The organism is Amycolatopsis sp. cmx-4-54 (assembly GCF_046548895.1).
Taxonomy (GTDB): Bacteria; Actinomycetota; Actinomycetes; order Mycobacteriales; family Pseudonocardiaceae; genus Amycolatopsis.
The window spans coordinates 56,145-80,773 of record NZ_JAEBEJ010000018.1 but is presented as its reverse complement, the minus strand read 5'-3'; the positions used below and the strand labels follow the sequence as shown (position 1 = coordinate 80,773).

Annotated in this window: 22 protein-coding genes and 1 pseudogene; 6 read left to right on the top strand and 17 right to left on the bottom strand. The window is 69.9% G+C overall.

The features are described from left to right. Positions 1-42: 42 nt before the first annotated feature. Both ACLJQ7_RS39315 and ald read right to left on the bottom strand, forming a co-directional pair. Complete coding sequence (locus ACLJQ7_RS39315) at positions 43-1,506, bottom strand: PLP-dependent aminotransferase family protein (protein WP_410653273.1); 1,464 nt, start codon at positions 1,504-1,506, stop codon at positions 43-45. A gap of 64 nt (positions 1,507-1,570) precedes the next feature. Next, positions 1,571-2,686: an alanine dehydrogenase gene (gene ald, locus ACLJQ7_RS39310; RefSeq protein ID WP_410653272.1), complete on the bottom strand. Its 1,116-nt coding sequence runs from the start codon at positions 2,684-2,686 to the stop codon at positions 1,571-1,573. Positions 2,687-2,798: 112 nt separating this feature from the next. Between ald and ACLJQ7_RS39305 the strand changes: the two genes are divergently transcribed. Further along, a complete protein-coding gene (locus tag ACLJQ7_RS39305) occupies positions 2,799-3,575 on the top strand; it encodes a TSUP family transporter (RefSeq protein WP_410653271.1) in 777 nt (258 codons plus the stop codon). Positions 3,576-3,715: 140 nt separating this feature from the next. On the opposite strand, the gene ACLJQ7_RS39300 is transcribed toward ACLJQ7_RS39305, so the two are convergent. The 9 genes and pseudogenes from ACLJQ7_RS39300 to ACLJQ7_RS39260 form a co-directional block, all read right to left on the bottom strand. Beyond that, complete coding sequence (locus ACLJQ7_RS39300) at positions 3,716-5,185, bottom strand: isochorismatase family protein (protein WP_410653270.1); 1,470 nt, start codon at positions 5,183-5,185, stop codon at positions 3,716-3,718. Continuing rightward, entirely contained in the window at positions 5,172-5,819 is a 648-nt protein-coding gene (locus tag ACLJQ7_RS39295; protein ID WP_410653269.1) for an SRPBCC family protein, read from the bottom strand. Before ACLJQ7_RS39295 ends, ACLJQ7_RS39300 begins: the two co-directional genes overlap by 14 nt. Next, on the bottom strand, positions 5,816-6,316 hold the full coding sequence (locus ACLJQ7_RS39290; protein ID WP_410653268.1) for a (2Fe-2S)-binding protein: 501 nt from the start codon (positions 6,314-6,316) through the stop codon (positions 5,816-5,818). The genes ACLJQ7_RS39295 and ACLJQ7_RS39290 overlap by 4 nt, the downstream gene beginning before the upstream one ends. After that, a pseudogene (locus ACLJQ7_RS39285) lies at positions 6,313-8,710 on the bottom strand (xanthine dehydrogenase family protein molybdopterin-binding subunit). Before ACLJQ7_RS39285 ends, ACLJQ7_RS39290 begins: the two are co-directional and overlap by 4 nt. After that, the gene (locus ACLJQ7_RS39280) at positions 8,707-9,573 is read right to left on the bottom strand and encodes an FAD binding domain-containing protein (protein ID WP_410653267.1); all 867 of its coding nucleotides are present in this window, start codon (positions 9,571-9,573) and stop codon (positions 8,707-8,709) included. Before ACLJQ7_RS39280 ends, ACLJQ7_RS39285 begins: the two are co-directional and overlap by 4 nt. Then, positions 9,570-10,958 carry an MFS transporter gene (locus ACLJQ7_RS39275; protein ID WP_410653266.1) on the bottom strand — a complete coding sequence of 463 codons (1,389 nt, stop codon included), beginning with the start codon at positions 10,956-10,958 and terminating at the stop codon, positions 9,570-9,572. The genes ACLJQ7_RS39280 and ACLJQ7_RS39275 overlap by 4 nt, the downstream gene beginning before the upstream one ends. A gap of 34 nt (positions 10,959-10,992) precedes the next feature. Next, entirely contained in the window at positions 10,993-12,264 is a 1,272-nt protein-coding gene (locus ACLJQ7_RS39270; RefSeq protein WP_410653265.1) for an FAD-dependent oxidoreductase, read from the bottom strand. Then, positions 12,242-13,039: an aspartate/glutamate racemase family protein gene (locus ACLJQ7_RS39265; protein WP_410653264.1), complete on the bottom strand. Its 798-nt coding sequence runs from the start codon at positions 13,037-13,039 to the stop codon at positions 12,242-12,244. Before ACLJQ7_RS39265 ends, ACLJQ7_RS39270 begins: the two co-directional genes overlap by 23 nt. Beyond that, on the bottom strand, positions 13,036-14,082 hold the full coding sequence (locus ACLJQ7_RS39260; protein WP_034314998.1) for a leucyl aminopeptidase: 1,047 nt from the start codon (positions 14,080-14,082) through the stop codon (positions 13,036-13,038). Before ACLJQ7_RS39260 ends, ACLJQ7_RS39265 begins: the two co-directional genes overlap by 4 nt. Before the next feature lie 196 nt (positions 14,083-14,278). On the opposite strand from ACLJQ7_RS39260, the gene ACLJQ7_RS39255 reads away from it, so the two are divergent. The 3 genes from ACLJQ7_RS39255 to ACLJQ7_RS39245 all read left to right on the top strand — a co-directional run bounded on the left by ACLJQ7_RS39255 (position 14,279) and on the right by ACLJQ7_RS39245 (position 16,511). Further along, a complete protein-coding gene (locus ACLJQ7_RS39255) occupies positions 14,279-14,779 on the top strand; it encodes a MarR family winged helix-turn-helix transcriptional regulator (protein WP_378444744.1) in 501 nt (166 codons plus the stop codon). 83 nt (positions 14,780-14,862) lie between these two features. After that, entirely contained in the window at positions 14,863-15,528 is a 666-nt protein-coding gene (locus ACLJQ7_RS39250) for a HEAT repeat domain-containing protein (protein ID WP_410653263.1), read from the top strand. Continuing rightward, a complete protein-coding gene (locus ACLJQ7_RS39245; RefSeq protein WP_410653262.1) occupies positions 15,522-16,511 on the top strand; it encodes a HEAT repeat domain-containing protein in 990 nt (329 codons plus the stop codon). The genes ACLJQ7_RS39250 and ACLJQ7_RS39245 overlap by 7 nt, the downstream gene beginning before the upstream one ends. Positions 16,512-16,664: 153 nt before the next feature. Here ACLJQ7_RS39245 and bluB read toward each other — a convergent pair whose 3' ends face one another. Beyond that, positions 16,665-17,312 carry a 5,6-dimethylbenzimidazole synthase gene (gene bluB, locus ACLJQ7_RS39240; protein WP_410653261.1) on the bottom strand — a complete coding sequence of 216 codons (648 nt, stop codon included), beginning with the start codon at positions 17,310-17,312 and terminating at the stop codon, positions 16,665-16,667. 21 nt (positions 17,313-17,333) lie between these two features. Beyond that, a complete protein-coding gene (locus ACLJQ7_RS39235; protein ID WP_410653260.1) occupies positions 17,334-18,167 on the bottom strand; it encodes an alpha/beta fold hydrolase in 834 nt (277 codons plus the stop codon). 98 nt (positions 18,168-18,265) lie between these two features. On the opposite strand from ACLJQ7_RS39235, the gene ACLJQ7_RS39230 reads away from it, so the two are divergent. Further along, entirely contained in the window at positions 18,266-18,664 is a 399-nt protein-coding gene (locus ACLJQ7_RS39230; protein ID WP_410653259.1) for a winged helix-turn-helix transcriptional regulator, read from the top strand. Here the strand turns inward: ACLJQ7_RS39230 and ACLJQ7_RS39225 are convergent. After that, positions 18,646-19,068, bottom strand: coding sequence for a hypothetical protein (locus ACLJQ7_RS39225; RefSeq protein WP_410653258.1), 423 nt, complete (start codon positions 19,066-19,068; stop codon positions 18,646-18,648). The two genes, ACLJQ7_RS39230 and ACLJQ7_RS39225, sit on opposite strands and share 19 nt — an antisense overlap. Then, the gene (locus ACLJQ7_RS39220; protein WP_410653257.1) at positions 19,065-20,288 is read right to left on the bottom strand and encodes a hypothetical protein; all 1,224 of its coding nucleotides are present in this window, start codon (positions 20,286-20,288) and stop codon (positions 19,065-19,067) included. The genes ACLJQ7_RS39225 and ACLJQ7_RS39220 overlap by 4 nt, the downstream gene beginning before the upstream one ends. Before the next feature lie 64 nt (positions 20,289-20,352). Here ACLJQ7_RS39220 and ACLJQ7_RS39215 point away from each other — a divergent pair, with 64 nt between their 5' ends. After that, complete coding sequence (locus ACLJQ7_RS39215; RefSeq protein ID WP_410653256.1) at positions 20,353-20,493, top strand: hypothetical protein; 141 nt, start codon at positions 20,353-20,355, stop codon at positions 20,491-20,493. Positions 20,494-20,684: 191 nt separating this feature from the next. Here the strand turns inward: ACLJQ7_RS39215 and ACLJQ7_RS39210 are convergent, their stop codons facing one another. After that, positions 20,685-20,990: a hypothetical protein gene (locus ACLJQ7_RS39210; RefSeq protein WP_410653255.1), complete on the bottom strand. Its 306-nt coding sequence runs from the start codon at positions 20,988-20,990 to the stop codon at positions 20,685-20,687. Between the two features lie 53 nt (positions 20,991-21,043). Next, positions 21,044-24,361: a fibronectin type III domain-containing protein gene (locus tag ACLJQ7_RS39205; protein WP_410653254.1), complete on the bottom strand. Its 3,318-nt coding sequence runs from the start codon at positions 24,359-24,361 to the stop codon at positions 21,044-21,046. Positions 24,362-24,629 lie beyond the last annotated feature (268 nt).

Here is a 24,629-nt window from a genome sequence, read left to right as displayed (position 1 = left end):
ACAGGTCCAGAACGCTCCGGTGCGGTGGTACCAGTCGCGCGCTCAGCCGCCGAGCAGGTCGCGGCAGGCTTCGCCGAGCAGCCGGATACCGGGGTCGATGTCGCGCAGCGGCACCGCCGCGAAACCGATCCGGAAGTGGTTCCGTGGTGGGTCTTCCCCGACGAAGAAGATGTCACCGGGCTCGATCAGGACGCCGTCGCGCTCGGCGCGTTCGATCAGCGCCCGGCAGTCCAGTTCGGACGGCCCGGTCATCCAGAGGCTGACCCCGCCCGGCGGGTACGCCGTCTGCGTCCACGGCAGGTGTTCGGTGACCGCGGCACAGGTCGCCTCCCATTTCCGCATCAGCTTCGTGCGGTAGCGGCGCAGGGACCGGTGGTACTCGCCGCTGTCGATGAGGAGCGCCAGTGCCCGCTGGAGGTGACCGGGCGGATGCCGCAGCACGTACCGCCGGATCTCCCGCAGTTCCCGCACCAGCTCGCGCGGCCCGACCAGGTACCCCAGCCGCAGACCGGGTGAGAGGAACTTGGAGAAGGTGCCGAGATAGATCGCGTCACCGGTGCCGTCGAGTGCCTTGAGCGCGGGCGTCGGGCTGCCGTGGTACCGGAACTCGCTGTCGTAGTCGTCCTCGACCAGGACCGTGCCCGCACTCGCGGCGAGGCTGAGCAGCCGACGGCGGCGGCCGATGCTCAACGTCGCGTTCGTCGGGTGGTGGTGGCTCGGGGTGAGATAAAGCAGGTCGACGCCGTCGAGTGTCTCCGGCGGGCGCAGGCCGCTCTGATCGACGTCGACGCCACGCAGCCCGGCGCCGGTGCGGAGGAAGATATGCCGGGCGTCGAGGTATCCCGGGTTCTCCATCGCCACGACGCTGTCCGATCCGAGCAGCGCGCGGCCGAGCAGGTCGAGCCCCTGCTGCGAACCGACGGTGATCAGCACCTCGGACGGGTTGGCCTCGATCCCCCGCGCGGTGAGTAGCTGACGGCAGATCAGGTCGACCAGCATCGGATCGTCCGAGCCGACGCTGTCCTGCAGGCTCGGGAACACGTGCGGCCGGTACAGCGCGTCGCGCAGGCAGCGGGTCCACGACCGCGCCGGGAACGCGGTGACGTCGACCTGACCGGCGAGGAACGGGTACGGATAGGTGTGCCAGTCCGGGCGTTTCTCGATATGCGGCACCCCGGCGTCCGGGTATCGGCGCACCCGCGCGCTCCAGTCGATGGCCGGGGTGGTGCCGCGCTCCTGCACCGCGCAATGCGGCCGCATCTCCGCGTTGATGAACAGCCCACTGCGCTCCCGGCTCTCCACGAACCCTTCGGCGACCAGCTCCTGGTAAGCGAGGTTGATCGTGTTGCGGGAAACGCTCAGTTCGGCGGCCAGCTCACGCGAGCTCGGCAACCGGTGCGCCGGGTCGAAGGTGCCGATCGCGATGCCGTGCTCGATGGCGCGCCGCACCTGCCGGTAGAGCGGCTCGGCGGACGACCGGTCGATTTCGATCAACGTTCGCGGCAACGGCACCTCCCTTTCGGCGACGGGGCCGGGATCTGAACCTAGCTCCAGATCCCGGCCGACACCACTAGCCGAGCACGTCGTCGAGCGAAACGGAGTCGATTCCAAGTGCTTCGCCGACCGGCGCGGATGTCAGCCGCCCGTCCACCGTGCTGACCCCACCGCGCAGTTCCGGGCATCGTGCGAGCGCGCCGGAGAGACCGCTGTTCGCCAGCTCCAACGCGTACGGCAGCGTGACGTTCGTCAGCGCGTACGTCGAGGTGTGCGGGACGGCGCCGGGCATGTTGGCGACGCAGTAGAACACCGAGTCGTGCACAGCGAACGTCGGTTCCGCGTGCGTGGTCGGCCGCGTGTCCTCGAAGCAGCCACCCTGGTCGACGGAGATGTCGACGAGCACGCTGCCCGGCTTCATCCGGGACACGAGCTCGTTCGACACCAGGCTCGGCGCCTTGGCCCCGGGCACGAGCACGGCACCGATCACGAGGTCAGCTTCGAGCACGGCCTCCTCGATCGAGTACGCGTTGGCCGCGGCGGTGCGGATCCGGCCCTGGTACATCCGGTCGGCGGCGCGGAGCTTGTCGACGTTCTTGTCGAACAGGACGACGTCGGCCCAGGTCCCGGCCGCGCCGGCGACCGCGTTCATCCCCGCGACACCGGCGCCGAGGACGACAACCCGCGCCGGGGCCACCCCGGAGACGCCGCCGATCAGCACACCCCGGCCGCCGTTGGCGCGCATCAGCGTCTGTGCGCCGACCTGCGGGGCCAGCCGTCCGGCGACCTCGCTCATCGGGAACAGCAGGGGCAGCGAGCCGTTGGGCAGCTGCACCGTCTCGTACGCCACCGACGTCGTGCCCGCGTCCAGCAGCGCCCGCGTGCACGGCTCGCTCGCGGCGAGGTGCAGGTACGTGAACAGCAACTGGTCGCGGCGCAGCCGGTGGTACTCCTCCGCGATCGGCTCCTTGACCTTGAGCACGAGGTCTCCGGTCGCCCAGACGTCGTCGGCGCTGTCGAGCACCTTCGCCCCGGCCGCGGCGTAGTCCTCGTCGCGCACGGAGGAGCCTTCGCCTGCTCCGCGCTCGACGAACACCTCATGCCCGGCCGAAGTGAATTCGTGCACGCCCGCGGGCGTCACCGCGACCCGGTACTCGTGGTTCTTGACTTCACGAGGGACACCGATCTTCATCTCACGCTCCCGTCTGTTCCAAAGGCAGTGACGCTGAGCGTGCGGCACGGCTGGAACGGCCAGAAGTGCCAGAACCAGCGCGATCGGCGGGTCCAGTTCGCGAGTCATAGCGATGAGCTATGACGTCCTCGCCGGATACCGGCTACCGGTGTTCGAGCACCGGCTCCACAATGGACCGGTGGGAACCCTGGCCATGACCTCGCTCGCGGCGGCGGCCGGGGTCGTCGCCCAACGTCTGTCCGGGATGGGTCTTTCCCTGCTGTGCGTACCGTTTCTCGCGCTGGCGCTGGGCCCGCTCGACGCCGTCCGGCTCACCCTGCTGCTCGGCTTCCCGGTCTACCTGGCGGTCGCGATCACCCATTGGCGGGCGATCAGGTGGACGCAGGTCGCCTGGCTGACGGTGCCCGCGGTGGTCTTCACCCCGGTCGTCGCGTTCGTGGTGCGCGGCGTTCCCCCGCGCCCCCTGCTGCTCGCCGCGGGTGGCTGCTGTGTCCTCGCCGTCGGCGTGCTGGCGAGCGGCGTCACCAGTCGGCGGCTGGCGGGCAGGACAGGTGCCGTCGGCGCGGGCGTGCTGAGCGCGGCGATGAACTCCGTCGCCGGGCTGTCCGGCCCCGCCGTGGCGGTGTACGGAGCGAGCGCGGGCTGGGGCGCGGACGAGACACGCGGGACGCTGTCGATCTACTTCTTCCTGCTCGGCCTGGTCGCGCTGCCCAGCCTCGGCTGGGTGGAGGTGCCGGTGAGCGTTCTCCTCGCGGTGGCGGTCGCGGCGCTCGCCGGTGACCTGCTGGGGCGAGCGCTGAGCCGCCGGGTCGGCGAACGGGCCGTCCGCTGGTCCGTTTTGGGGCTTTCGGCGGCGGGTGGTGCACTGACGCTGGCGCATGCCGCTTGAGGCGCGACTCGACCTCGTGGTCCGTGAAGGCCTCCTTGAGGGACTCTGGGTCCCTTAAGGAGGCCTTCACGGACTCGATGATCGCCACACCTGCAGCAGGAGTCGCAGCGGCACTGGACTCGCCGACAAGACCTGAGCGCTCACAACAGTTTTCGCAACGCGTCCCGCAAAGCGCCGAGGGCGGCGTCGGGCTCGTCCCAGAAGATCATGTGCCCGGCCCCCGCGATCTCGACGAGTTCCGCCGCCGGATTGCGGTCGGCCGCTTCGGCCGCGCCGTCGGCGGTGACGACCGGACTCGCGCCGCCGTACAGGAAGTAGGCCGGAGCGGGCACCTTCGGCCAGTCGTCGAAGAAGTCCTCGCTTTCGAAACCGGCGTGGGTGGCGGCGATCGCGGAGCGGGAGCACGAAGAAAGCCAGCGGGCGCGCAGTTCCTGTTCGCGGCGCGGCCATCGTGGCCAGGACCGGGCGACCTCGTCGGCATCGGTGCCTCGGCGGGCCTGCGCGAGCTGCCCGAGGAAGGCGTCGAGGGTGGTGGGATACGGCGCCCGTCCGGGACCGCTCAGCGGAGGGTCGGCCAGCACCGTGCCCCGGAACGGCCGAGTGGCGGCGACCCGTGCGGCGATCCGCGCGCCCATGGAGTGTCCGAACAGGATCGGATCGCGCAGCCCGAGCCCGTCCACGACCGCCTCGACGTCCGCGGCGTAACTCGCGAGGTCGTAATCCGGCGCGTCATCGGACAACCCGCGCCCGCGGACGTCGAGCACGAGCGGCCGCACGAGGTCGGTGAGCTCCCGCGCCACGAAGTCCATCGTGACCGCCGGGCTGGTGATCCCTGGCAGCACGACCACCGGAACCCCGTCGGACGGCCCGTAGTCGAGTACGTGCAACCGGACCGGCCCCGAGCGCACCCAGCGGCTGGTCGCCGGAACGTCGCCGAGATCCGCCAGCGCGGCTTGCCCCAGTGTGCGGCGATCCTGATCCGCGAGGTACGCCAAGGCATCGTCGAGGCCGACGACGTCGGCGTACTTCGCCTGCAGGTCGAACAACGCGGCATCGTGCGGTCCCCGAGCCCGGTCACCGCAGGCTTCCCGCACGACCAACGTAGTGAAGCCGGACTGGACGGCATCGACGGCGGTCGCGCGGACGCATCCCGAAGTCGTCGCGCCGCAGACGACGACGGTGTCCGTGCCCAGACTCGTCAGGAGTGCGGCCAGCGACGTGCCATGGAACGCCGAGGCGCCCTTCTTCTGGATGAGATGGTCGCCCTCGCGCCGTTCGAGCCGGGGGTCGAGGGCGACCGCTTCGCTGCCTTCGCGCAGCGCCCGCATCCCGGGCGCTTTCCGGAGCCACGCGACGGCGTCGCCGTTCGCTTCGGCGGGTGTGTAGGAGATCGCGGTGTAGATCACCGGTACTTCCTGCCGCCGCGCCTCGGCGACGAGGGCGGCGGTCGCGGTCACCTCGGCGGTCAGGTCGGCTCCGGACGGGAAACCGGGTTCGGTGAACCCGCGGGTCAGGTCGACCACGACCAGGGCCGGCCGCGATCCGCGCGGCACGCTCGCGCCGAAACCGGCTCGCTCGTACACGCTGTCGAGACGTTCATCGGCGGGCACGCTGCAACTCCTTGATCAGTTTGTCCTGAGTACGGATCCGGCCCAGCAGCCAGCCCTGGAACAATCCGAGGGCCGCGGCCGCCGCGACCACGCCATAGCGTTTGACGTTGTCGGGCACCAGCATCGCGAGGCCGTCGAGGGCTTCGCCGCCGTCGGCCGGAGCGGGTTTCGCGACCGGAACAGCGTCCGGCCCCGCCTGTAACCGGTCCGCGAGGTTGCGGGCGAACTGGTCGAGCAGCCGGGTGGAAACGGCGCCGATCGCGCCCTTGCCGAATTGGGCGAGCTTGCCGCGGATCGACAGATCGGTGCGCAACTCGATGGTGGCACCGCCGGGTGCCTCGCGCACGGTCAGCGTGACGTCGGCCTCGGCGTCGCCGTTGCCGTGGGCGTCCGCTCCCCTGGCCACCAGCCGCAGGCTGCGGTCGGCGGCGGTGACGTCGGTGAACCGCACGGTGCCCGAGTAGGCGGCGGTGATCGGGCCGACCTTGACCTTCACGCGGCCGAGATAGGCGTCGTCCTGCCGCCCGTCGAGGGTCGCGCCCGGCAGGCAACCGGCCACCCGTTCGACGTCGTTGATCAAGGCGAAGACCTCGTCGGGTCCGGCCGGTACGGACAGCTGGTTTTCCAGGATCACGCTGTCGCCTCCTTCTCGTGGGTGTGGCATCGACGGGTCGCGGTCGCCTCGATCGCGTCCACGATCGTCTGGTAACCGGTGCAGCGGCACAGGTTCGCCGAGACGGCCTCACGGATCTCCTCGCGCCCCGCGTCCGGCCGCTGGGCGAGGAATCCTTCGGCCAGCATGAGGAATCCGGGCGTGCAGAACCCGCACTGCAGGCCGTGGTGCTCGCTGAAAGACCGCTGTAGATCGGAAAGTTCGCCGTCGCGCCCCAGCGATTCGACCGTGCGGATCTCGGATGTCTCCGCCTGGACGGCGAACATCAGGCACGCCCGCACCGGCTCCCCGTCCACGAGGACGGTACATGCGCCGCACACCCCGTGCTCGCAGCCGACGTGGGTGCCGGTGAGCCCGAGGTCGTGGCGCAGGACGTCGAGCAGGGTCTTGCGCGGCTCGACGAGCGCCTCGTGTGACTCGCCGTTGACGTTCAGGACGATCAGATGCCGGTCGCTCATGATGGGACGCTCACTTCCTGGTGGATCTCCGCGTCGAGCGCGGCGAGCACGGTCTGCGGGTGGACCGGGGTCGTGTCGAGTTCGATCCCGGTCCGGCGCAGCGCGTCGTTGATCGCGTTCAGCACCGCGGCGGGCGCGCCGATGGTGCCGCCCTCCCCCGCCCCCTTCGCACCGTTTTCCGTGAAAGCGCAAGGGGTTTCGAGGTGGGTGACGGTGATGTCGGGGATTTCCGTCGCGGTCGGGACGAGGTAGTCGATGAAGCTCGCGGCCGACGGTTCCCCGTTACCCGCGTAGGTGACCTCCTCGAACAGCGCGCCGGCGATGCCCTGCGCGATCCCGCCGCGGCACTGACCGTCGACGACCTGCGGATGGATCACCACGCCGCAGTCCTCCACGCAGGCGTAGCGCAGGATCTTGATCTGGCCGGTACCCGGATCGGCCTCGACGACCACGGCGTGCGTGGCGTTGGAGAAGGTGCCGTCGCCGGGCACGTCGAAACTCGCCGTGGCCGTCAGCGTCGGTTCGACGTCCTTGGGCAGCAGGTGACTGCGCAGATAGGCCACATCGGCGATCTCCTCGAACGACGCGCGCCGCTCCGGATCGTCGATTTGAACGACGCCTCCGTCACCGTCGAGGCGGACGTTGTCAGGATTCGTTTCGAGCAGGTGCGCGGCGATCTTGCACAGCAGTTCGCCGAGCTTGCCGGCCGCGAGGGACACCGCCGAGCCTCCGATCGTCACCGAGCGGGAGGCGAAGGTCCCCCATCCGTAGGCGATGCGCTCGGTGTCGCCCTGGCGGAGCTTGACCTGGTCGAGGTGCAGTCCCAGCCGGTCGGCCACGATCTGCGCCAGCGTCGTCTCGTGGGACTGGCCGTGGTTCATGGTGCCGCTGGTGACCACGACGGAGCCGGTGGTGTCCATCCGGATCTCGGAGATGTCGAAACCGGGGACCACCGCCATCTTCCGCTTGGCGAAGGCGCCAGAGCCGTACCCGGTCCGCTCGGAGAAACAGCAGTACCCGATGCCGATATGCCTGCCCTCGGCGGCGGCGCGCTCCCGGATCTCGTACCAGCCCTCGTCCCGGATCGCCGCCTCGGCGAGTTCGAGCGATTCGCGGTAGGTGCCGGGGTCGTAGGTGATGGCGTTGACACCGGTGTACGGGAACTGCGTGATCACGTTGCGCCGCCGGATCTCGACCGGGTCGAGGCCGAGTTCCCGCGCCGCGCGTTCCACGACCCGTTCGATCGCCATCACGTACTGCGGACGGCTGACGCCACGATAGGGCGCCGTCGGTGCCTTGTTGCTCGCGATGGCGCGGGCACGGACGCGGTACTCGGGCACCTGGTAGACGCTCGGCATCTCCGCCGACGCCATCAGCGGCTCGATCCCCGCCGTGAACGGGTAGCAGGAGTAGGCGCCCATGTCGCAGACGACGTCGACGTCCAACGCGGTGATCCGCCCGTCCTCGTCGAACGCCGCCAGCGTGCGGTAACGCTGTTCCCTGGCGAGGAATCCGGCCGTGAGCGCCTCACGCCGGTCTTCGATCCATTTCACCGGCCGGTTCAGCCGCCGGGCCGCCGCCGCGACCGCGATCTCCTCGCGGCCGACGACGCATTTCTGGCCGAAACCCCCGCCCATGTCCGGGACGGTGACCCGCACGGTGCGTTCGGGGACCCGCAGCGAACGGGCCATCGCCGTGCGCACCTGATGCGGCACCTGCGTGCACATCTGGACGAGCAACTGGTCGTCGCGGTCGTCCCAGGAGGCGACCACTCCCCGCGTTTCGAGCGGGAGCGCGTTCTGCCGTCCGCTCTTGGTGACGATTTCGACCACGCGGCCGCCGCCCGTGCGAGCCGCCTCGAACGCCGCGTCGACACCGGGGGTGTCGAACATCGACCAGCACGTTGCCCGGTGCCTCGTCGTGCACGAGCGGCGCGTCCGCGGCGAACGCCGTCTCCTCCGACACGATCGCCCCGAGCGGCTCGTACTCCACCACCGCGGCTTCGACGCCGTCCTCGGCGCTGTACGGATCGCGCGCGACGACCAGCGCCACCGGTTCACCGGTGAACCGCACCTTCTCCCTGGCGAGGATCGGCATCGCGGTCGGCGAGAACTCCTCGGGCGGGCGGTCGAGCAGGGCGACGATGTCACCGAGATCGAGATCCCGCGCCGTGTAGGCGGCGACGACGCCGTCGACCGCCAGAGTGGCCGACAGATCGATCCCGGTGAGCGTGCCGTGCGCGACCGTCGAGCGGACGAAGGCCGCGTGCAGCATCCCGGGCAGCCGGATGTCGTCGACGAAGCGGCCCCGGCCGGTGAGGAACCGGGGATCTTCGCGCCGGGGCACGGACGCGCCGACCCAGCGGCCGTTCCGCCCGTCGAACCGCGCGGTCATCGCGTTTCTCCTTTCTCCCAAGCCTCGTGCAGCGCCCGGGTGACCAGGGTGCGCGCCAGTCGCCGTCGGTAGGCGGCACTTCCCGCCGCGTCGCCGGGCGGATCGATGGCCGCCGCCGCGGCCTCCCCGCACTCGGCGAACAGCTCCGGTCCCGGGACACCGCCGTCGAGCAGCGCCTCGGCCTCGGGCACCCGGACGGGCGCGGGGGCGACGCCGCCGAGCACGACGCGGCCCCCGTGCTCCGCGTCGATGCTCACCGCGGCGTCGACGATCGCGAAATCGCCGTGGCGGCGGGCGAACTCGGTCAGCGCGGCCCGGGGTGACGGGCGGGTGAAGCGCACCGCGGTCACGACCTCATCGGGTTCGACGGCCGTGGTGTAGAAGCCGTGGAACATCTCCGCGGCCGGGATCTCCCTGGGCCCACGCGGGCCTTCGGCGACGATCACCGCGTCGAGCAGCAGGGCCAGCAGGCACCATTCCGCGGTCGCGTCGCCGTGGACGACACTGCCCGCCACCGTGCCGCGGGACCGGATCGGCAGATGCCCCACCCACCGCATCGCGCGGGAAAGCACGGCGTAGTCCGGTCCCAGCTCGGCGACCTCGACCGCCCGATGGGTGACCATCGCGCCGATCGTGAGGCTGGGACCGTTACGCCGCAAGGAGTTCAGCGCCGGTTCCCGCCGCAACGGGCCCAGATCCACCAGCGCCGTCGGCCGGGCGAGCCGGAAGTTCATCATCGGCATCAGGCTCTGCCCGCCCGCGATGAGCTTCGGGTCCTCGCCCGCCGCGGCGAGTTCGCCGAGCAGTCCGACGGCGTCGGTGACGTCGTGGGCCCGGTGGTACCGGAACGCGGCGGGCTTCACAGAGCCGACCTGGTCTCGGCGGCGGGCTCGGCCGGGTCGACGATCCGGTCGAGTTCGCGGCCGCGGGTCTCCGGCGCGCCCGTCATCATGAACACGGCCGCGGCCACCACGAGCACACCCAGCACGGTGAAGGTGAGCGGCAGCCCGAGCACCGGCCACAGCACGCTGCCGAACAGCAGGGGCGCGAAACCGGTGATCGCCCGGCTCGACGACGACGCCCAGCCGAACCCCGAAGCCCGGAGTTCCGTCGGATAGAGCTCGGACACGTAGGCGTACATCACCGGGATCACCACCAACGCGAACAGGCCGAACGCGCCGATCGCCACGACCGCCGCGGCAGGCGTGTCGAGCAGCAGGGAGAACACCACGAGCGACAGCGCGGTGAGCGGGCCGGCGACCATGATGATCCGTTTGCGGCCGACCTTGTCGACCAGGAGCACGGCCACCGCGACCCCGACGATGCCGGTCGCGTTCATGAGCGCGGTCGACGCGAAGGCGGCGATCTCGCCGAAGCCCTGCGCCCGCAGGATCGACGGCATCCAGCTGAGCGCGGCGTAGTAGACCAGCATGACGCTGATGAACAGCGACCACGCCACCGCCGTGATCCGCGGGTTGAACGCCCACACCCGGCGCAGCTGGTCGAACGCGGCCGCGACCGCGCCACCGCGGGTGTCCTCGACCACCGCGGGCGGGACCGAGTACGGCTCCGGAGTCGCGCCCGTGCGCCGCACGAGGTCGTCGATCACCGTCCGCGCCTCCGCCTCGCGCCCCTTGCGCACCAGGTACAGCGGCGATTCCGGGACACCGCGCCGCACCCAGAACAGCAACAGCGCGGGCAGGATCATCAAGACCAGCATCCAGCGCCAGTTTCCCTGGACCGGGAGCAGCAGCGTCGCCGTGACGGCGGCGAGCGTGGTCCCGATCGGCCACCAGCCGTCCATCGCGGACAGGACCCGGCCGCGATGCTTGCGCGGGGAGAACTCGCTGACGATCGCGTAATCGACCGGGATGCACCCGCCGAGCCCGATCCCCGCCAGGAAACGCAGGGCCAGGAACGTCTCGACGTTCGGGGCGAACGCCCCGAGCACGGAGAACAGCGCGAACAGCAGCAGCGTGACACTGAACGCCCGCTTCCGGCCGATCCGGTCCGCGATCGTGCCCCAGGCGACCGCGCCCACGGCCATGCCGATCAGGTTCGCGGTCGCCACCAGCCCTTTCGCGCCGGCGGACAACCCGAATTCCGCCCCGACCAGCGGGGTGAGGAATCCGTTCAGCGCGACGTCCCAGGCGTCGAACATGTAGCCCAGCCCGCCGATGAGGAAGATCTTTCCCTGCACGCTCCAACGCCAGGGCAGGTCCTGGACGATCTGGTCACCAGTACGCATGAACCGCTCCGTTGCGATTGACGGCCAGCGCGCCTCAGCGGGCGAACTGGTAGTGGATGGACTCGGTGTCGGGGTCGGTGAGCGGGCTGCCGTTCCACAGCCAGTCGTAGGACACGTCGGATTCGCCGTCGAAGCGCCGCAGCTTCTCGTCCCGTTCGCGCTGCTCGGGACCGTCGGGCAGGTGGTAGAAGTCCATGTTCTGCAGCGAGGCGTCCTGCACCATGCCCGCGTGCTTGGCGCGCCGGTCCACGTAGCGGATCAAAGCACCGTCGATCCCATCGCGGGTGACGCGCCCCAGCTCCTCGGCCAGCACCGCCGCGTCTTCCATCGCCTGGGACGCGCCTTGCGCCTGATACGGCAGCATCGCGTGACACGCGTCCCCGAGCAGGGCGACCCGGCCGTCGACCCAGACCGGGTCACGGCGGCGGCGGTACATCGCCCACACCGAGACGTCCTCGTCCTTCGCCTTCGCCAGCATCGTCGGTACCCGATCGTCCCAGTCGTGGTACTCCGCGGCGAGTTCGGCGGCGGTGGCCGGGCCGCTCCAGTCCTTGGCCACCGTTTCGGTGCACGGCACGATCGCGACCACGTTGAGGTACTCCCCGCCGCGGATCATGTAGTGCACCAGGTGTTTGTTGGGGCCGTACCAGATCGTGGAGTGGTAGCGGTCGACGAGGAACCGGGTGGCGGGGTCCTGCGCGATCAGGTCGCCGGAGATCAGGGCGCGGTAGGCCATCTCGCCGGAGAACGCGAGGGTGTCGTCGAAGCCGGCGAGATCGCGCACCGAAGACCGGATGCCGTCCGCCCCGACCACGACGTCACCGGTGAACCGGCGTCCGTCCGCGGTGATCACGGCCGGCCGGTCCGGCGCCGACCGGTCGAGGTCGACCACCCGTGCGCCGGTCGCCACCCGCACCACCGGACCGGGAAGCTCCGGATCGAGGCAGGCGTCCAGCAGGACTCCGTGCAGGTCGGCGCGGTGGTAGTGCCAGTAGGGCGCGCCGTACTGGTCGGTCACGCGCCCGCCCAGCTCCAGCTGGGCGATGATGCTCCCGTCGGCCCAGCGACGGCGCACCTGGTCCTGCGGCTCCGTCCGCACCCGCTCGAGCCGGGCCCGCAGGCCGAGCCCGATGAGGATCCGGCTGGCGTTCGGCGCGGTCTGGATCCCCGCCCCGATCTCGCCGAGTCGCGGGGCGGCCTCGACCACGGTCACGCGCAGACCGCGCTGCCGCAGGGACAACGCCGCGCAGAGTCCACCGAGCCCGCCACCGACGACAACGACCTCAAACGACTGACTCGCGGCCATGCCCGCCTCCCGTCTTCGTCATGGCTTTCCCGCCACTGAGCAAGCTGCCGGCACCGGGAACCCAGGGTTTCACGCCGAGTTCCGAGAGGATCCGGAACGTCGTCGCCGTCGCCGCCGACAGAACGGGAATCCCGATCTCGTCCTCCACCGGCTGGATCGCGGGCAGCGAAGGCATCTGGACACAGGCGGAGAGCACCAGAGCGTCCACATCGGACAGATTCAGTTTTCGATGATGCTCTCGCAGCCCGGCGGGGTCCAGCCGGGCGACGGCGAGGTTGTCCGGCACTTCGAGGGAAAGCGCGTCGGCGACCTCGAACCCGGCGTCCTCGATGTAGTCCGCCACCGCCTTGGTCAGCGGCTTCAGGTACGGCGTGATGATCGCGACCCTGCGGGCACCGAGCGCGCCGAGCCCGGACAGCAGGGCCCCGGCACTGGAGACGACCGGCGACTCGCAACCCTCTTCGCGCAGCACGCGCGTGATGTCGTCCTCGGCCGTGCAATGGTAACCGGGTCCCTGGGCCATGATCGCCACGAGACACGCGGTGGCGACCACGTCGGGCTTGGCGTCGGCGAGTTCGGCCGCCGCGCGGCCGGCCTGGGCGTTCATCGCCCGCAGCTGTTCGGGTTCGACGTGCCGCATCCTGGCCCGCGCGGAATGGAAGACGAACCGGTCCCCCGGCTCGGCCTCCTCCCTGGCACGCAGCATCCGCGGCAGCTCGGTCTCCATGGTGAGGTTCGAGCTGGGGACGATCATCCCGATGTGGTGGTCGCTCATCGGCGGGCCGCCGGGCGCATCTCGGCGACCGTCAGCTCACCGTTGTCGACGATCAGTTCGTCGTCCAGGTAAAGGGAATTGCCGCGCATCGGGATGTCGAAGTGGCAGGGCGTGTCGTTCGGGCCGCCGAGTTCGTTGTTGGGGCCGATGGAGAACATGACGTTGCCGTAGAAGCTCCGCAGTTCCATGCCCATCCCGCCGGGGAACTGGGTCAGGCCGTGCCAGTGCGCGCGCTCGTCGAGCCCCCAGCCGACGTGGCTCATGCCGTAGCCGCGAGGGTCCTCGAAGCTCTCGATGTACGAGCGCAGCAGATCCGCGTCCAGCCCGGACGATCCGGCGCCGCCGCGGATGTCCCGGATGAAGCCCTGCTCGATGGTGATCTCCACCGGGGTCTGGACGTAGGTGTTGAACGGCAGCAGCACATCCCCCGGCGAAAGCACGATCTTCCCGTCGACGCCGTCGTCGGCCCCGCCGGTGAACACGAACGCCGCCGGCCAGTGGTCCCAGCGGCCGGGGGTGTCGGTGTAGCCGTATTCGGACAGCGTCGGGTACACGCCGAGCTGATACGTGACGTCGGTGCCCGCCGGGCTGGTGATCCGCATCGTGCCCGCCTTGGCGAGGAGTTCCGCGCCGATCTCCACCCGCTCGCGCAGTTCCTTCGTCGGCATGAGCCGGGCCAGCAGTTCGGGCGGTTCGACGGCGGTGAGGATCCGGGTGCCCGCGTCCTGGATGGCGAACTGTTCCTTGCTGAACAACAGGAACGTGCAGTCGACCACCATGTCCACGCTCTTGAGCGCCTCGACCGCCAGCGGGATGTTCCCGAGCCCCGAGTCGCCGACCGCCCACGCGCCCGCGGCGCTGACCGGCGACGGCAGCCGCATGTGGTACGCCGAGGCGCCCAGCTGCTGGGCGGCCCACAGGAAGGCGTCGGCGTACTCCGCCCGCTCCCCGCCGCGAGTCAGCACCACCACGGTCTCGCCCTCGTGCACCCCCGAGAACGTCAACTGGCGCAAACAGATGTCGTTGAACAGGTTCCGGTCCATCGCCGACCACCTCCATATTAATCCGAGCACGTACTATCCGGGTACGGAAGACCTGTCTTCATACGAACACGTACTATCCGGATACGCAAGGGGTGACCGAAGACAGATCTCGGCGGCCTGCCGGTGAGCGACCGTCCGGACACGTAGGATCACCGCGGGGGCCCGGGCAGCGGGTTGGAGCCGACAAGGAGCAGCGATGGGTGAATCGGCGCGCACGGGCCGGCGCAGGGACGACACACCGGCCGTCACACCCGCGCCGCCGTCGGACCTGCTGGCGGCTCCCGGCTACGGCGCCCGCAGGCTGTACCAGGCGTACCTCGCCGCGTGGAACCGCCATGTGGACCCGGTGCTGACCGGCCCGCAGTTCGCGGTCCTGTCGGCGGTCCGCGCCTATCCCGGCAGCGACCAGAGTTCCCTCGCGGGCGCCGTCGCGCTCGACACCTCGACGATGGCCGATCTGTGCCGCAGGCTCGAACGGCGAGGTCTCATCCAGCGCGTCGAATCCCCCCACGACGCGCGCCGCAAACTGCTTTCGCTCACCGACGAAGGCAAGTCGGTCTTGAGCCAGGTGAACCGCCGCGCCCGCCGTCTGGACAAGGCACTCCTCGACGGCGACGACGACATCGACATGGCGGCGTTGCTCAACGCGCTGGGCGCCCGCTGGGAGCGGATCGCCGAGGTCGACAAGCTGCGCTGAGGCCGACACGCCGGGTTCCGGCGCTCCGGGGTTGACCTTGACATCGTGACAAGGTCTTCACTGAAGCGCAGGAGGTGGTTCCCATGAACCCGACCACGGACACAACGCTGCTCGACGCGCTCGGCGCCGAGGACTCGTCGACGCGGCTCAAGGCCGCCATGGCCGCGGGCACTCGGCCCGACCCGCGCTTCACCGACGCCCTCGTCGCGCGATGCGCGGTCGAGCCCGACTTCTTCGTCCGCGACATGCTCACCTGGGCGCTGACCCGCCTCCCGCCGGCGAGCACGGTGCCCCTGCTCCTGGTGGAGCTTCGGTCCGGGCCGGCGCAAGCACGGAGCCAGGCGTTGCACACCCTGTCGAAGATCGGGGACCGCGCCGCATGGCCCGCGATCACCGCGTCCCTGCTGCACGACGCCGACGACGAGGTGGCGCGAAGTGCCTGGCGTGCGGCAGTCATCCTCGTGCCGGAGGGGTCGCGAGCCGAACTCGCCGCGGAGCTGGCCATCGAACTCGGCCGTGGTGACCGGAACAGGCGGCTGAGCCTCAGCCGGGCGCTCATCGCGCTCGGGGACGCCTGCGAACCGGCCCTGCGGAAGGCCTCGGAGAGCCGCGATGACGCGGTACGCGCACACGCCTTCGCCACGGAGCGACTCCTCCGCGACCCGGAAGCGGGGTTCGACGTGACCACGGACGAAGCGAAACGGATCATCGCGCTCGGTCCGCAGCGAGCCGGCGGATCGGCGTGCTGATCGGCGAAGTGGCGCGGCGTTCGGGAGTGAGCTCCCGAATGCTGCGCCACTACGATTCCCTCGGGCTGGTGCGGCCGACGGGACGCACCGTCGGCGGCTACCGGGAGTACCAGGACGAGGACATCCGCCGGATCTTCCATGTGGAGAGCCTGCGCTCGCTGGGGTTGTCGCTGCGCCAGATCTCCCGCGCGCTGGAGGACCCGACCTTCACGCCGTCGACGCTGGTCGGCGACCTCATCCGCCAGGCGGAGGACCGGTTGAACCGGGAACAGGAGCTGCTCGCGCGGCTGCGCACGGTCGACGCGTCCGCGCCTTCGGACTGGCAGGACGCCCTTCGCATCGTGGAACTCCTGCGAGGGCTCACTTCGCCGCATGCGGCGCGCCGCCAGCAGGCCGCCCTGAACCCGGCCGAAGACCTGCCGGTCCCCGCCGACCGGCTCGCCGGCGCGATCCTGACCGAGGCCGACCCGAATGTCGCCGGAGCCCTGCGCTGGGCTCTCGCACGGGCGGGTGGCGAAGGAGTGGCCGAGGTGGCGGCCGGACTGCGCGCGGGCGACGCGGACGTCCGGCAGCGCGCGGTGCTGGCGCTCGCCGAGATCCCCGGCGAGGAAGCGGACAAGGCGCTCACGGAGGCGCTCGGGGACTCCGACGCGAGGGTGCGGGGGCCCGCCGCGCTCGCCTTGGGCGGGAGGGGCACGACCGCGGCCATCCCCGCCCTCGTCGGGATGGTGGTCGACGGCACGAACGACGTCGAAGCCGCGGAGGTCCTGGGCACGCTGGTGGAGAACCCCCGGTCCGAGGAACGGATCATGACCGCCCTGGCCGACGCGCTCACCGAGGATTCCGCGGTCCGGATCCGCGTGGTCCAGGCCCTGGCGGAGATTCCGGGGGCGAAGGCGGGCGGCATGCTGGCGCGGCTCGCCGGGGACGCCGATCCGGCTGTCGCGCTGATCGCGTCCGCCCTCGCCGCCCGGGACCGATGACCCACCGGGGTCCATCAAGGGAGACGCGCACAAACCACCTGGGCACTGACGTTGCGAAAGCCACTTTCCCAACCTTCAACGTTGCGAAAGTGGCTTTCGCAACACGCCACGTTTGCCTTACCCCCGTGCCGATCGCCTGAGTCGGGCGCTTGATCATCCACGCGGCTCGTACCGTTCGTAGTGGAGCACGGCGTCGAGCGGAAGACGGTCCCGCCAACCGTGCCGCTCCAGATCGGGGACGGTGGGCAGATCCCGCACCGGCCCGACGCACAACCACGCCACCGGACGGACGTTTCCGGGGAATCCCACCAAATCACGCAGGAACTCCTCGCGGTAGAAGCTGACCCAGCCGACGCCGAGCCCTTCGGCGGTCGCCGCCAGCCACAGGTTCTGAATGGCGAGGCACACCGAGTACAGGCCGGCGTCGGCGATCGCGTGTCTTCCCAGCACGTCGGGCGCGCCGCGTGCCGGGTCGTAGCCGACCACGATCCCGGCGGAGGACTCGACGATCCCTTCGATCTTGATGTTCGCGAAGACACGGGCCCGCTCGACGTCCAACCGGTCTTCGAACACCTCGCGTTCGGCCAGCACGTGCTCGCGAAACCGCTTTCGAAGGTCCATTTCGGACACCACGACGAAGTCCCAAGGTTGCGACAGACCGACACTCGGGGCGGCGTGCGCCGCGCTCAGCACTCGGCGCAGCACCTCTTCCGGAATCGGCTCGCCGGTGAACTCGCCCCTGGTGTCCCGTCGCCGGAAGATCGTGCCGTAGAGCGAACCGTCCTCTGTCTCACGCGTCATGCGCTTGATCGTGCCTGGGACTCAAGGAACGGCGAGGAACGGGGTCAGCAGGCGTAACAGTTCCGCGGGCCGGTCCAGCGGGATGATGTGGCCGCAGTCCTCGATGAGGTGACCGGTGAGATCGTCGGCGACGGGACGCAATTGCCTTTCCAGCGCTCGGCCGACCGGGTGGGCGCCGATCGCCATCGTGGGCATCGTCAGCCTGCTGCCCGCCGCCGCTTCACCGATCTGGCGCGCGGTGACCGGCAGGGCGCGATAGTAGGAGAAGGCGCAGCGCAGGGCTTCCTGCCCGGTGTAGGCGTCGACGAAGGCATCGCGGATCTCCGGCGGCACACCGCGTCCGAGGGTTCCCGCCGCGAGGAACCAGTCGAGGTATTCCGCCTCGTGTCCGATCAGGACCGTTTCCGCGAGGCCGGGAACGGCGTGGAAGCCGAACCACCACGGCGGGCCGCCCGCGAGGAAATCCTCGGCGCCGGGCAGCGAACCTGCCAGCGACTCCATCACGACGAGCCGCCGCACCAGATCCGGCCGCCGCAGGGCGAGCAGGACGGCGACCGGCGTGCCGGCGTCGATGGCGACGACGTCCGCCTCGGTTTCGCCGAGGGCGTCGAGGATGCCTTCGGCGTCGGTGACCAGCGTGCTGGCGTCATAGCCGTCCGCGGCGCGGGTGCTGTCGCCGAGCCCGCGCAGATCCGGGGCGATGACCCGGTGCCGCTCGGCCAAAGGGCCGATGATCTCGCTCCAGAGCCGCCAGGTGTGCGGGATGCCGTGCAGCAGCAGGACCGCGGGTCCGGTGCCCGCGATGGCCACGGTGACCTCGATGCCGTTGCTGCCGATCCGTCGTAGCCGGGGCACGTCGCCTCCACTGTGGTTACCATTGGTTACCAGCAAACCGTAGGTAACTCTCAGCGTGCCGCCAAGACGGCACTTTCCGCACAGGTGGTGAGCTCCAGGTGACCTCCCGGCAGAAGCGTGGCGACCTGTTCGATCCCGAATGCCCGACCCGCCGTCTGCTGGACCGCGTCGGCACGAAATGGACGTCGATGGCGGTCAAGGTCCTCGCGGAGGCGTCTCCGGAGGAGGTTCGGTTCGCCGAGTTACGGCGCAGGATCCCCGGCGTATCCCAGAAAATGCTGTCGGTGACCTTGCACAGCCTGGTCCGGGACGGCCTCGTCGACCGCCGGGTGGAGCCCACCGTGCCGCCCCGCGTGCACTACCGGCTGACCGACCTGGGCCGGTCGCTCGACGTGCCGCTGGCGGCGCTCCGGAACTGGGCCGAAGAGCATATGGCCCGGATCGACGAGGCCAACGCGATGGCGGACGACTCCCCGGCTCAGAGCGGCTCCAGATAGGACCGCTCGGACCAGTCGTCGTCCTCGTCATCCCGGGGACGACGGTTCCGCACGGGCGGTTCCGGCGCCGGCGCGGACAGCTTTTCCAGCTCCGCGACGGCGTCGTCGACGTCCAACGTGGCCAGTTCGCCGACCTGCCGTTCCAAGGACGACCAGGCTTCACCGGCGAGCCGCTGACGTTCCTCGGCGGGCAACGCGTCGATGATTTGCCACCAGCCTCGTGCCTCCTGGACGAATTCGTCCAGGACCGGGCCGTGGGCCAGCAGTTCGTGCGGCCGCCGTCGCCCGGCGAGCACCTCCCCCGCGAAGTCCCCGGCGGCCCCGCCGGTCGCCGCCAGCAGTCGCATGGCCGTCTGCCGCGCCCGCTCGCCCTGCTCGGATCCGAAGAGCTCGTGTCCCGTCACAGCTTCACCCGCCTGCCCTTGGCCGGGCACTCGGCGTCCCGGTGTTCGTAGTCTTGCGGCCACTGCGGCGGTTCGCCCATCGCGATGGTGGCTTCCAGCAGTTCGTCGAGCGTCTTCTCCCCCGCGAAGGCGTGTGCCAGCCCGAGCGCGGCACTGATCCAGGTCTGGATGATCCCGACGATCTCGTTGAAGGACAGCACCAGATGGATGATGTCGCGCAGCTCGGCCTCCTGGAAGATGTTGACGAGCTTGCCGCGGCGTCCCAGCTGGGACAGCGCTTCGCTGATCACCTCCGCCACCCGGACCCCGCGTTCCAGCCCGAGTTTTTTGCCCTTGGTGAGGATCAGCAGCACGATGTCGATCGCCGAGCTGTAACCGTGCCTGATCTCCTGCATCATGTGGTACGCGAGCTTCGCCAGCGCCTGGATCGCCCGGCACGCGCCGTGGAAGTACTGGGCCAGCTGCAGCACGCAGGCGCGGTAGTCGGCCAGCCAGTTTTTCGCCCGGTCCGCGGCCTCGCCCTTCCACGCCCCCTGGATCCCGAACCGGCCCTGGTTGATGTTGGCCGCGATGTTCTCCAGCCCGATCGCGGCGTCGTGGTAGAGCACCGCCTGCTCCTGCAGCACGGTCCAGTCACCGACGAGCAGGTCGGCGAGCATGGTGATGAAGTCCTTGTCCGACCCGGTGAGCATCTTGATCACCTCGGCGACGTCACCCAGCGACCCGCCGAGGTCGAGCAGCTTCTCGCGCTCCTGCTCGGCCTTCACCGGCCACCAGGACGGGTCGGAGATGGCCGCCGGGTCGGGTCCGCCGTAGCCGACCAGGACGGCGTCGCGGAACACCGCGGCCGCCGCCGGGTCGCGCACCTCGTCCACCGGGATCCGAGGGGCGTCCGGCTCCGGGTTGAGCTGGTCCAGCAACTCGGCCGCGTGCGCGTCCACCACGCCGTACCAGTGCGCGACGCACCGTAGTTCGTGCCCGCCGCCCGCGGCGAGATCGGCCGCGAACCGCGACTGGCTCAACCCCGCGCGCTGCCACTCGTCCAGTTTCGACCAGGCGGCGGCCAGGAAGCCTTCGCCGCGTTCGGTGTCGAACCCGGCCCCGGCACTGACCAGCCGGTCGAACCACCGCCGATAGGAGTCCGCACCCGCGCCCGCCCTCAGGACCAGGTCACCGAGCGCGCGCACCGCGTCCGGTTCGACCGAGAATCCCTGCCCCATTCGTCCCCCTCGTACTTCGGAAGCGTCCCTTCGACGCTCCCGAAGTCTGACAGGTTGCAACGAAATGTCACATCACTGGAACGGAGTACCGCATGCGAAACTGGCCCGGTCGACGGCGCGGATCTGGTTGCCCGAGCGCCGCAGGAGCGGCTTGAGTGTCGCGTTCGCGCTGGTCATCGCCGTGCCGACGGTCGTGCTTCGCTAGGACGTGCTGCCGATCGCGATGGTCGACGCGGGTGTTCTGATCCTTCTCGCTTACCTCGTCGTGACGGTGGCCGCGTTCGTCGCGGCGACTTGCTCGCTTGAATACATGAAGGCCCCCTTCATGTACCTTGTCATCCTGCAGCCGGATGCCGTGCCTGGCCGGAGGTGTTGCGAAAGCCACTTTCGCAACCTTCAACGTTGCGAAAGTGGCTTTCGCAACCCCAGGCCCCTCCAGAAACCAAGGGCGGTAGATCCCGTCGTTGTCCAGGACCCGGGAAGCAGCCCCTTCGACAGCGTGACGTTCGCCGTCCACAAAGGATAGTCGGCCGAGCACGCCGCGCTGTACTGCTGGTTGACCACCGACAGCGTCTCGATCCGGGCACTCGCGTCGCATGAACTGCGCCATCGAATCAGGCCGGCGGCGTCGCCGAGCGGGCCGTCTTCACCGGCAGGGCCGATCGGCGTAACCCGGACCACTCGCGCCGCTGGTCCGGTCATGGATCCGACCCCGCCGCGAAATGCGACGGGGCCGGATCAGGGTTTCCGTGGGATCAGCCGACCGGACGCGGCTTCAGGTTCACCTCCACCGTGTTGCCGGGGCCGGAGGCGACACCGCTGACGATGTCGTTGAGGAACCCGCAGCCCTGCAACGGCGGCAGGGTGTACGAGCCGGTGAGCTTGCCACCGGCCAGCGGGTCGAAGCCGGCCTTCGACTGGAGCGGGATCTGGGCCGGCGTCTTCGTCTGGCAGCCCGGGCTCGCCGAGACCGGGAAGCCGAAGACACTGATCCGCGGCAGCTTGACCGTCACCGCCGAGCTCGACTTGAGCACCCCGTTGGCCAGGGTTCCCGTGGTCTTGCCCGCCGAAGCGAACTCGATCTTCGCCTTGACCGGGACGAAACCCCAGAGCGTGAGGTTCGCGCTCGTCGGGTTCAGCGCCAGGTCGGCGTCGAAGGTCCCGTTCGCCAGCGTGATCGCGGCGTTGATGCCGCCGCGCAGGTCGATCGGACCCGCGAGCTTCTTCAGCTGGGTCTTCCCGGTCAGGTCGTAGCTGTATTTGACGACCGGGGAGGTGTTCGGCCGCGTCTTCGCCGTGACCGGCGCGCCGGCGGGCGACTTGTTCCCCGCGGCGTCCTTGGCGACGACGGTGAACGAATACTCCGTGTCGGCCGCGAGACCGTCCACAATGGCCGAAGTCCCGGTCACGGACTTCACCAGCGTGGAGCCGTTGTAGACGTCATACCCGGTGACACCCACGTTGTCCGTCGCCGCGTCCCACTCGAGGCTCACGCTGGTCTGCGTGGTTCCCGTGGAGCGCGGGTTGCCCGGCACGCTCGGAGCCACCGCGTCGGGCGCGGCGTGCGTCCGGACGGTGATGGCGGCACTCGGAGTCGAGAGGTTGCCCGCCGCGTCCTTCGCGACCACCGTGAACGAATACTCCGTGTCGGGCGCGAGACCGTCCACAGTGGCCGAAGTCCCCGTCACGGACTTCACCAGCGTGGAGCCGTTGTAGACGTCATACCCGGTGACACCGACGTTGTCCGTCGCCGCGTTCCACTCGAGGTTCACGCTGGTCTGCGTGGCCCCGGTCGAGCGCGGGTTGCCCGGTGCGACCGGCGCCTGGGTGTCGGGCGCGGTCTGCGTCCGCGCCGTCGCCGCGGCACTGGGCGCCGATGCGTTGCCTGCGGCGTCCTTCGCGACCACGGTGAACGAGTACTCGGTGTCCGGCGCGAGACCGTCCACAGTGGCCGAAGTCCCCGTCACCGTCTTCACCAGGGTGGAGCCGTTGTAGACGTCGTAACCGGTGACACCCACGTTGTCCGTCGCCGCGTTCCAGGACAGCGCGACGCTGGACTGGGTGACGTCGGTCGTGGCGAGACCGGCCGGAACGCTGGGCGCTTCGGTGTCGGGGACCGTGGCGGTCCGCGCGGTCACCGCCGCGCTGGGCTCCGACCTGTTGCCCGCCGCGTCCTTCGCGACGACGGTGAAGGTGTACTCGGTGTCGGCGGCGAGACCGTCGACGGTGGCGTTGGTTTCCGTCACCGACTTCACCAGGGTGGTGCCGTTGTAGACGTCGTAACCGGTGACACCGACGTTGTCACTGGACGCGTCCCACGCCAGGCCGACGCTGGAGGCCGAGGTACCGGTCGAGTGCAGGTTGCCCGGCACACCGGGAGCCTGCGTGTCGGGCGCGGCCTGCGTCCGGGCCGTGACCGCGGCGCTGGCCGCCGAGGCGTTGCCCGCCGCGTCCTTGGCGACGACGGTGAAGCCGTACTCGGTGTCCGCCGTCAGACCGTCGATCGTGGCCTGCGGTTCCGTCACCGACTTGACGACCTCGCCGCCCTTCAAGACGTCGTAGCCCGTGACACCGACGTTGTCGCTCGACGCGTCCCAGGCCAGCGTCACGCTGGTCTGGGTGGTTCCGGTCGAGTGCACGTTCGCGGGTGTCGTCGGCGCCTGCGTGTCCGGAGCCTTCGCGGTCCGGGCGGTGGCGGGCGCGGTGGCGGGCGAGACGTTGCCCGCCGCGTCCTTCGCCTTGACCGTGAACGAGTACTCCGTGTCCGCGGTGAGACCGTCGACCGTGGCCGATGTTCCGGTCACGGACTTGACGAGGTTCGCACCCTGGTAGACGTCGTAGCCGGTCACGCCGACCTCGTCGGTGGCGGCGCCCCAGGACAACGCGACGCTGTTCTGGGTGACTTCGCCGACCGTCACCGCACCGGGAGCCGAGGGCGGGGTGGTGTCCGCGGCCGCGGTGACGGTGAAGGTGTGCAGCACGTTGGCCTGGCCGTTCGCGGGAGTGCAGTCCGCGACGAACGTGCCGAGGCCGGTCTCCGCGCCGGAAGCCGTCAACGGCGTCATGGTGAGCACCAGATCGTGCACCGAAAGCGTCGCCGTTCCCGGCTTGTCGAAGCGCAACGACGGCGCCGCACCGCTCGCGTTGACGATCAGGTCATTGCCCGTCGGCGGGATCGGCTGCAGCGGGACGGGGGTCGGCACGCCGACCGCGAGATGTCCCTGCGGGCTGGAGACCAGGGAGGTGGCAAGCGCCGATCCCTTGATCTTCTCGGCGCCGACGAGCCGGAGCCCTTCGGTCGCGGTCTTGCCCGCGTTGGAGACGGCCGTGATGTCGATCTTGGGCGTGAACTGGCCGACCGGGATCGTGTCGGGCAGCGTGGCGTTGATGTCGACCGTAACGTCCTGGTTCCCGATCAACGGGAACGGGCAGCTGTAGACCTGCCGCAGCGGCGGACGGTTCCCGGTGCCGACAACGGCTTCCGGGGCGACCGGGGAACCGGTCACCGTGTAGGTCTGCAGGACGGTCTCGGCCCCGGCCGCCAGCGTGCAGTCCGCTGTGAAGGTGCCGAGACCGGTCGGGGTGCCGTCGGCCTTCAGCGGGGTCATCACCAGCTGGAGTCCGGTCACCGCGAGCGACGCGGTACCCGGCTGATCGAACCTCAGCGCGGGCGCGCTGCCCGTCGCGTTGACGACGAGGTCGTTGCCCGCGGGCGGGATGGGCTGGTTCGGCACGTCGGAGTCGACCTTCACCGTCATCGTGCCCTGAGTGCCGGGCATCGTCACGGTCGAGGTCGCCTTCGCGGTGCCCTTGATGGACTCGGCACCGACGAGACGAAGACCTTCCGTCGCCGTCTTGCCCGCGTTGGACACGGCGGTGATCTCGATGGCGGGAGTCAGTTTCCCGGTCTCGATCGTCGAAGGCTGCGTGGTCTTGATGGTGACCGAGACGTTCTGATTTCCGATCAACGGGAACGGACACGAGTAATTCTGCGTGAGCTCACCCGGAGCCGCGGCACTGGTGCCCGAGCCTATCGCGAGACCCAGTGCCACCAAGGCCGCCGTGCTCACCACGGCGATGCCCCCAGTGGCCAGTCTTCGACTACGTCTTCTGTGTTTCACAGGTACCTCTCCAACACATAGACCACGCCCGCCGAAACCACTGGACAAATGATTAATGCCCGCTTTCGCGGGCTCTTCCCGGTGGGCGCGTGTGCACATTTACGGGTATGCCACAGGGAATTAACACACCCGTGAGGCACGCCAGGCAAGCAAAATCACAGAGACCGCGCGACCATTCTTCGTCTTTGTCATACGCGGTCGATTCACCGTTCGCGAATCT

Bases quoted from the DNA above. Each gene is read 5' to 3' on its own strand.
- ald (WP_410653272.1), bottom strand. From the start codon at position 2,686: ATGAAGATCGGTGTCCCTCGTGAAGTCAAGAACCACGAGTACCGGGTC.
- ACLJQ7_RS39305 (WP_410653271.1), top strand. From the start codon at position 2,799: ATGAGCTATGACGTCCTCGCCGGATACCGGCTACCGGTGTTCGAGCAC.
- ACLJQ7_RS39290 (WP_410653268.1), bottom strand. From the start codon at position 6,316: ATGAGCGACCGGCATCTGATCGTCCTGAACGTCAACGGCGAGTCACAC.
- ACLJQ7_RS39275 (WP_410653266.1), bottom strand. From the start codon at position 10,958: ATGCGTACTGGTGACCAGATCGTCCAGGACCTGCCCTGGCGTTGGAGC.
- ACLJQ7_RS39270 (WP_410653265.1), bottom strand. From the start codon at position 12,264: ATGGCCGCGAGTCAGTCGTTTGAGGTCGTTGTCGTCGGTGGCGGGCTC.
- ACLJQ7_RS39265 (WP_410653264.1), bottom strand. From the start codon at position 13,039: ATGAGCGACCACCACATCGGGATGATCGTCCCCAGCTCGAACCTCACC.
- ACLJQ7_RS39260 (WP_034314998.1), bottom strand. From the start codon at position 14,082: ATGGACCGGAACCTGTTCAACGACATCTGTTTGCGCCAGTTGACGTTC.
- ACLJQ7_RS39255 (WP_378444744.1), top strand. From the start codon at position 14,279: ATGGGTGAATCGGCGCGCACGGGCCGGCGCAGGGACGACACACCGGCC.
- ACLJQ7_RS39250 (WP_410653263.1), top strand. From the start codon at position 14,863: ATGAACCCGACCACGGACACAACGCTGCTCGACGCGCTCGGCGCCGAG.
- bluB (WP_410653261.1), bottom strand. From the start codon at position 17,312: ATGACGCGTGAGACAGAGGACGGTTCGCTCTACGGCACGATCTTCCGG.
- ACLJQ7_RS39220 (WP_410653257.1), bottom strand. From the start codon at position 20,288: ATGGGGCAGGGATTCTCGGTCGAACCGGACGCGGTGCGCGCGCTCGGT.
- ACLJQ7_RS39215 (WP_410653256.1), top strand. From the start codon at position 20,353: ATGTCACATCACTGGAACGGAGTACCGCATGCGAAACTGGCCCGGTCG.
- ACLJQ7_RS39210 (WP_410653255.1), bottom strand. From the start codon at position 20,990: ATGACCGGACCAGCGGCGCGAGTGGTCCGGGTTACGCCGATCGGCCCT.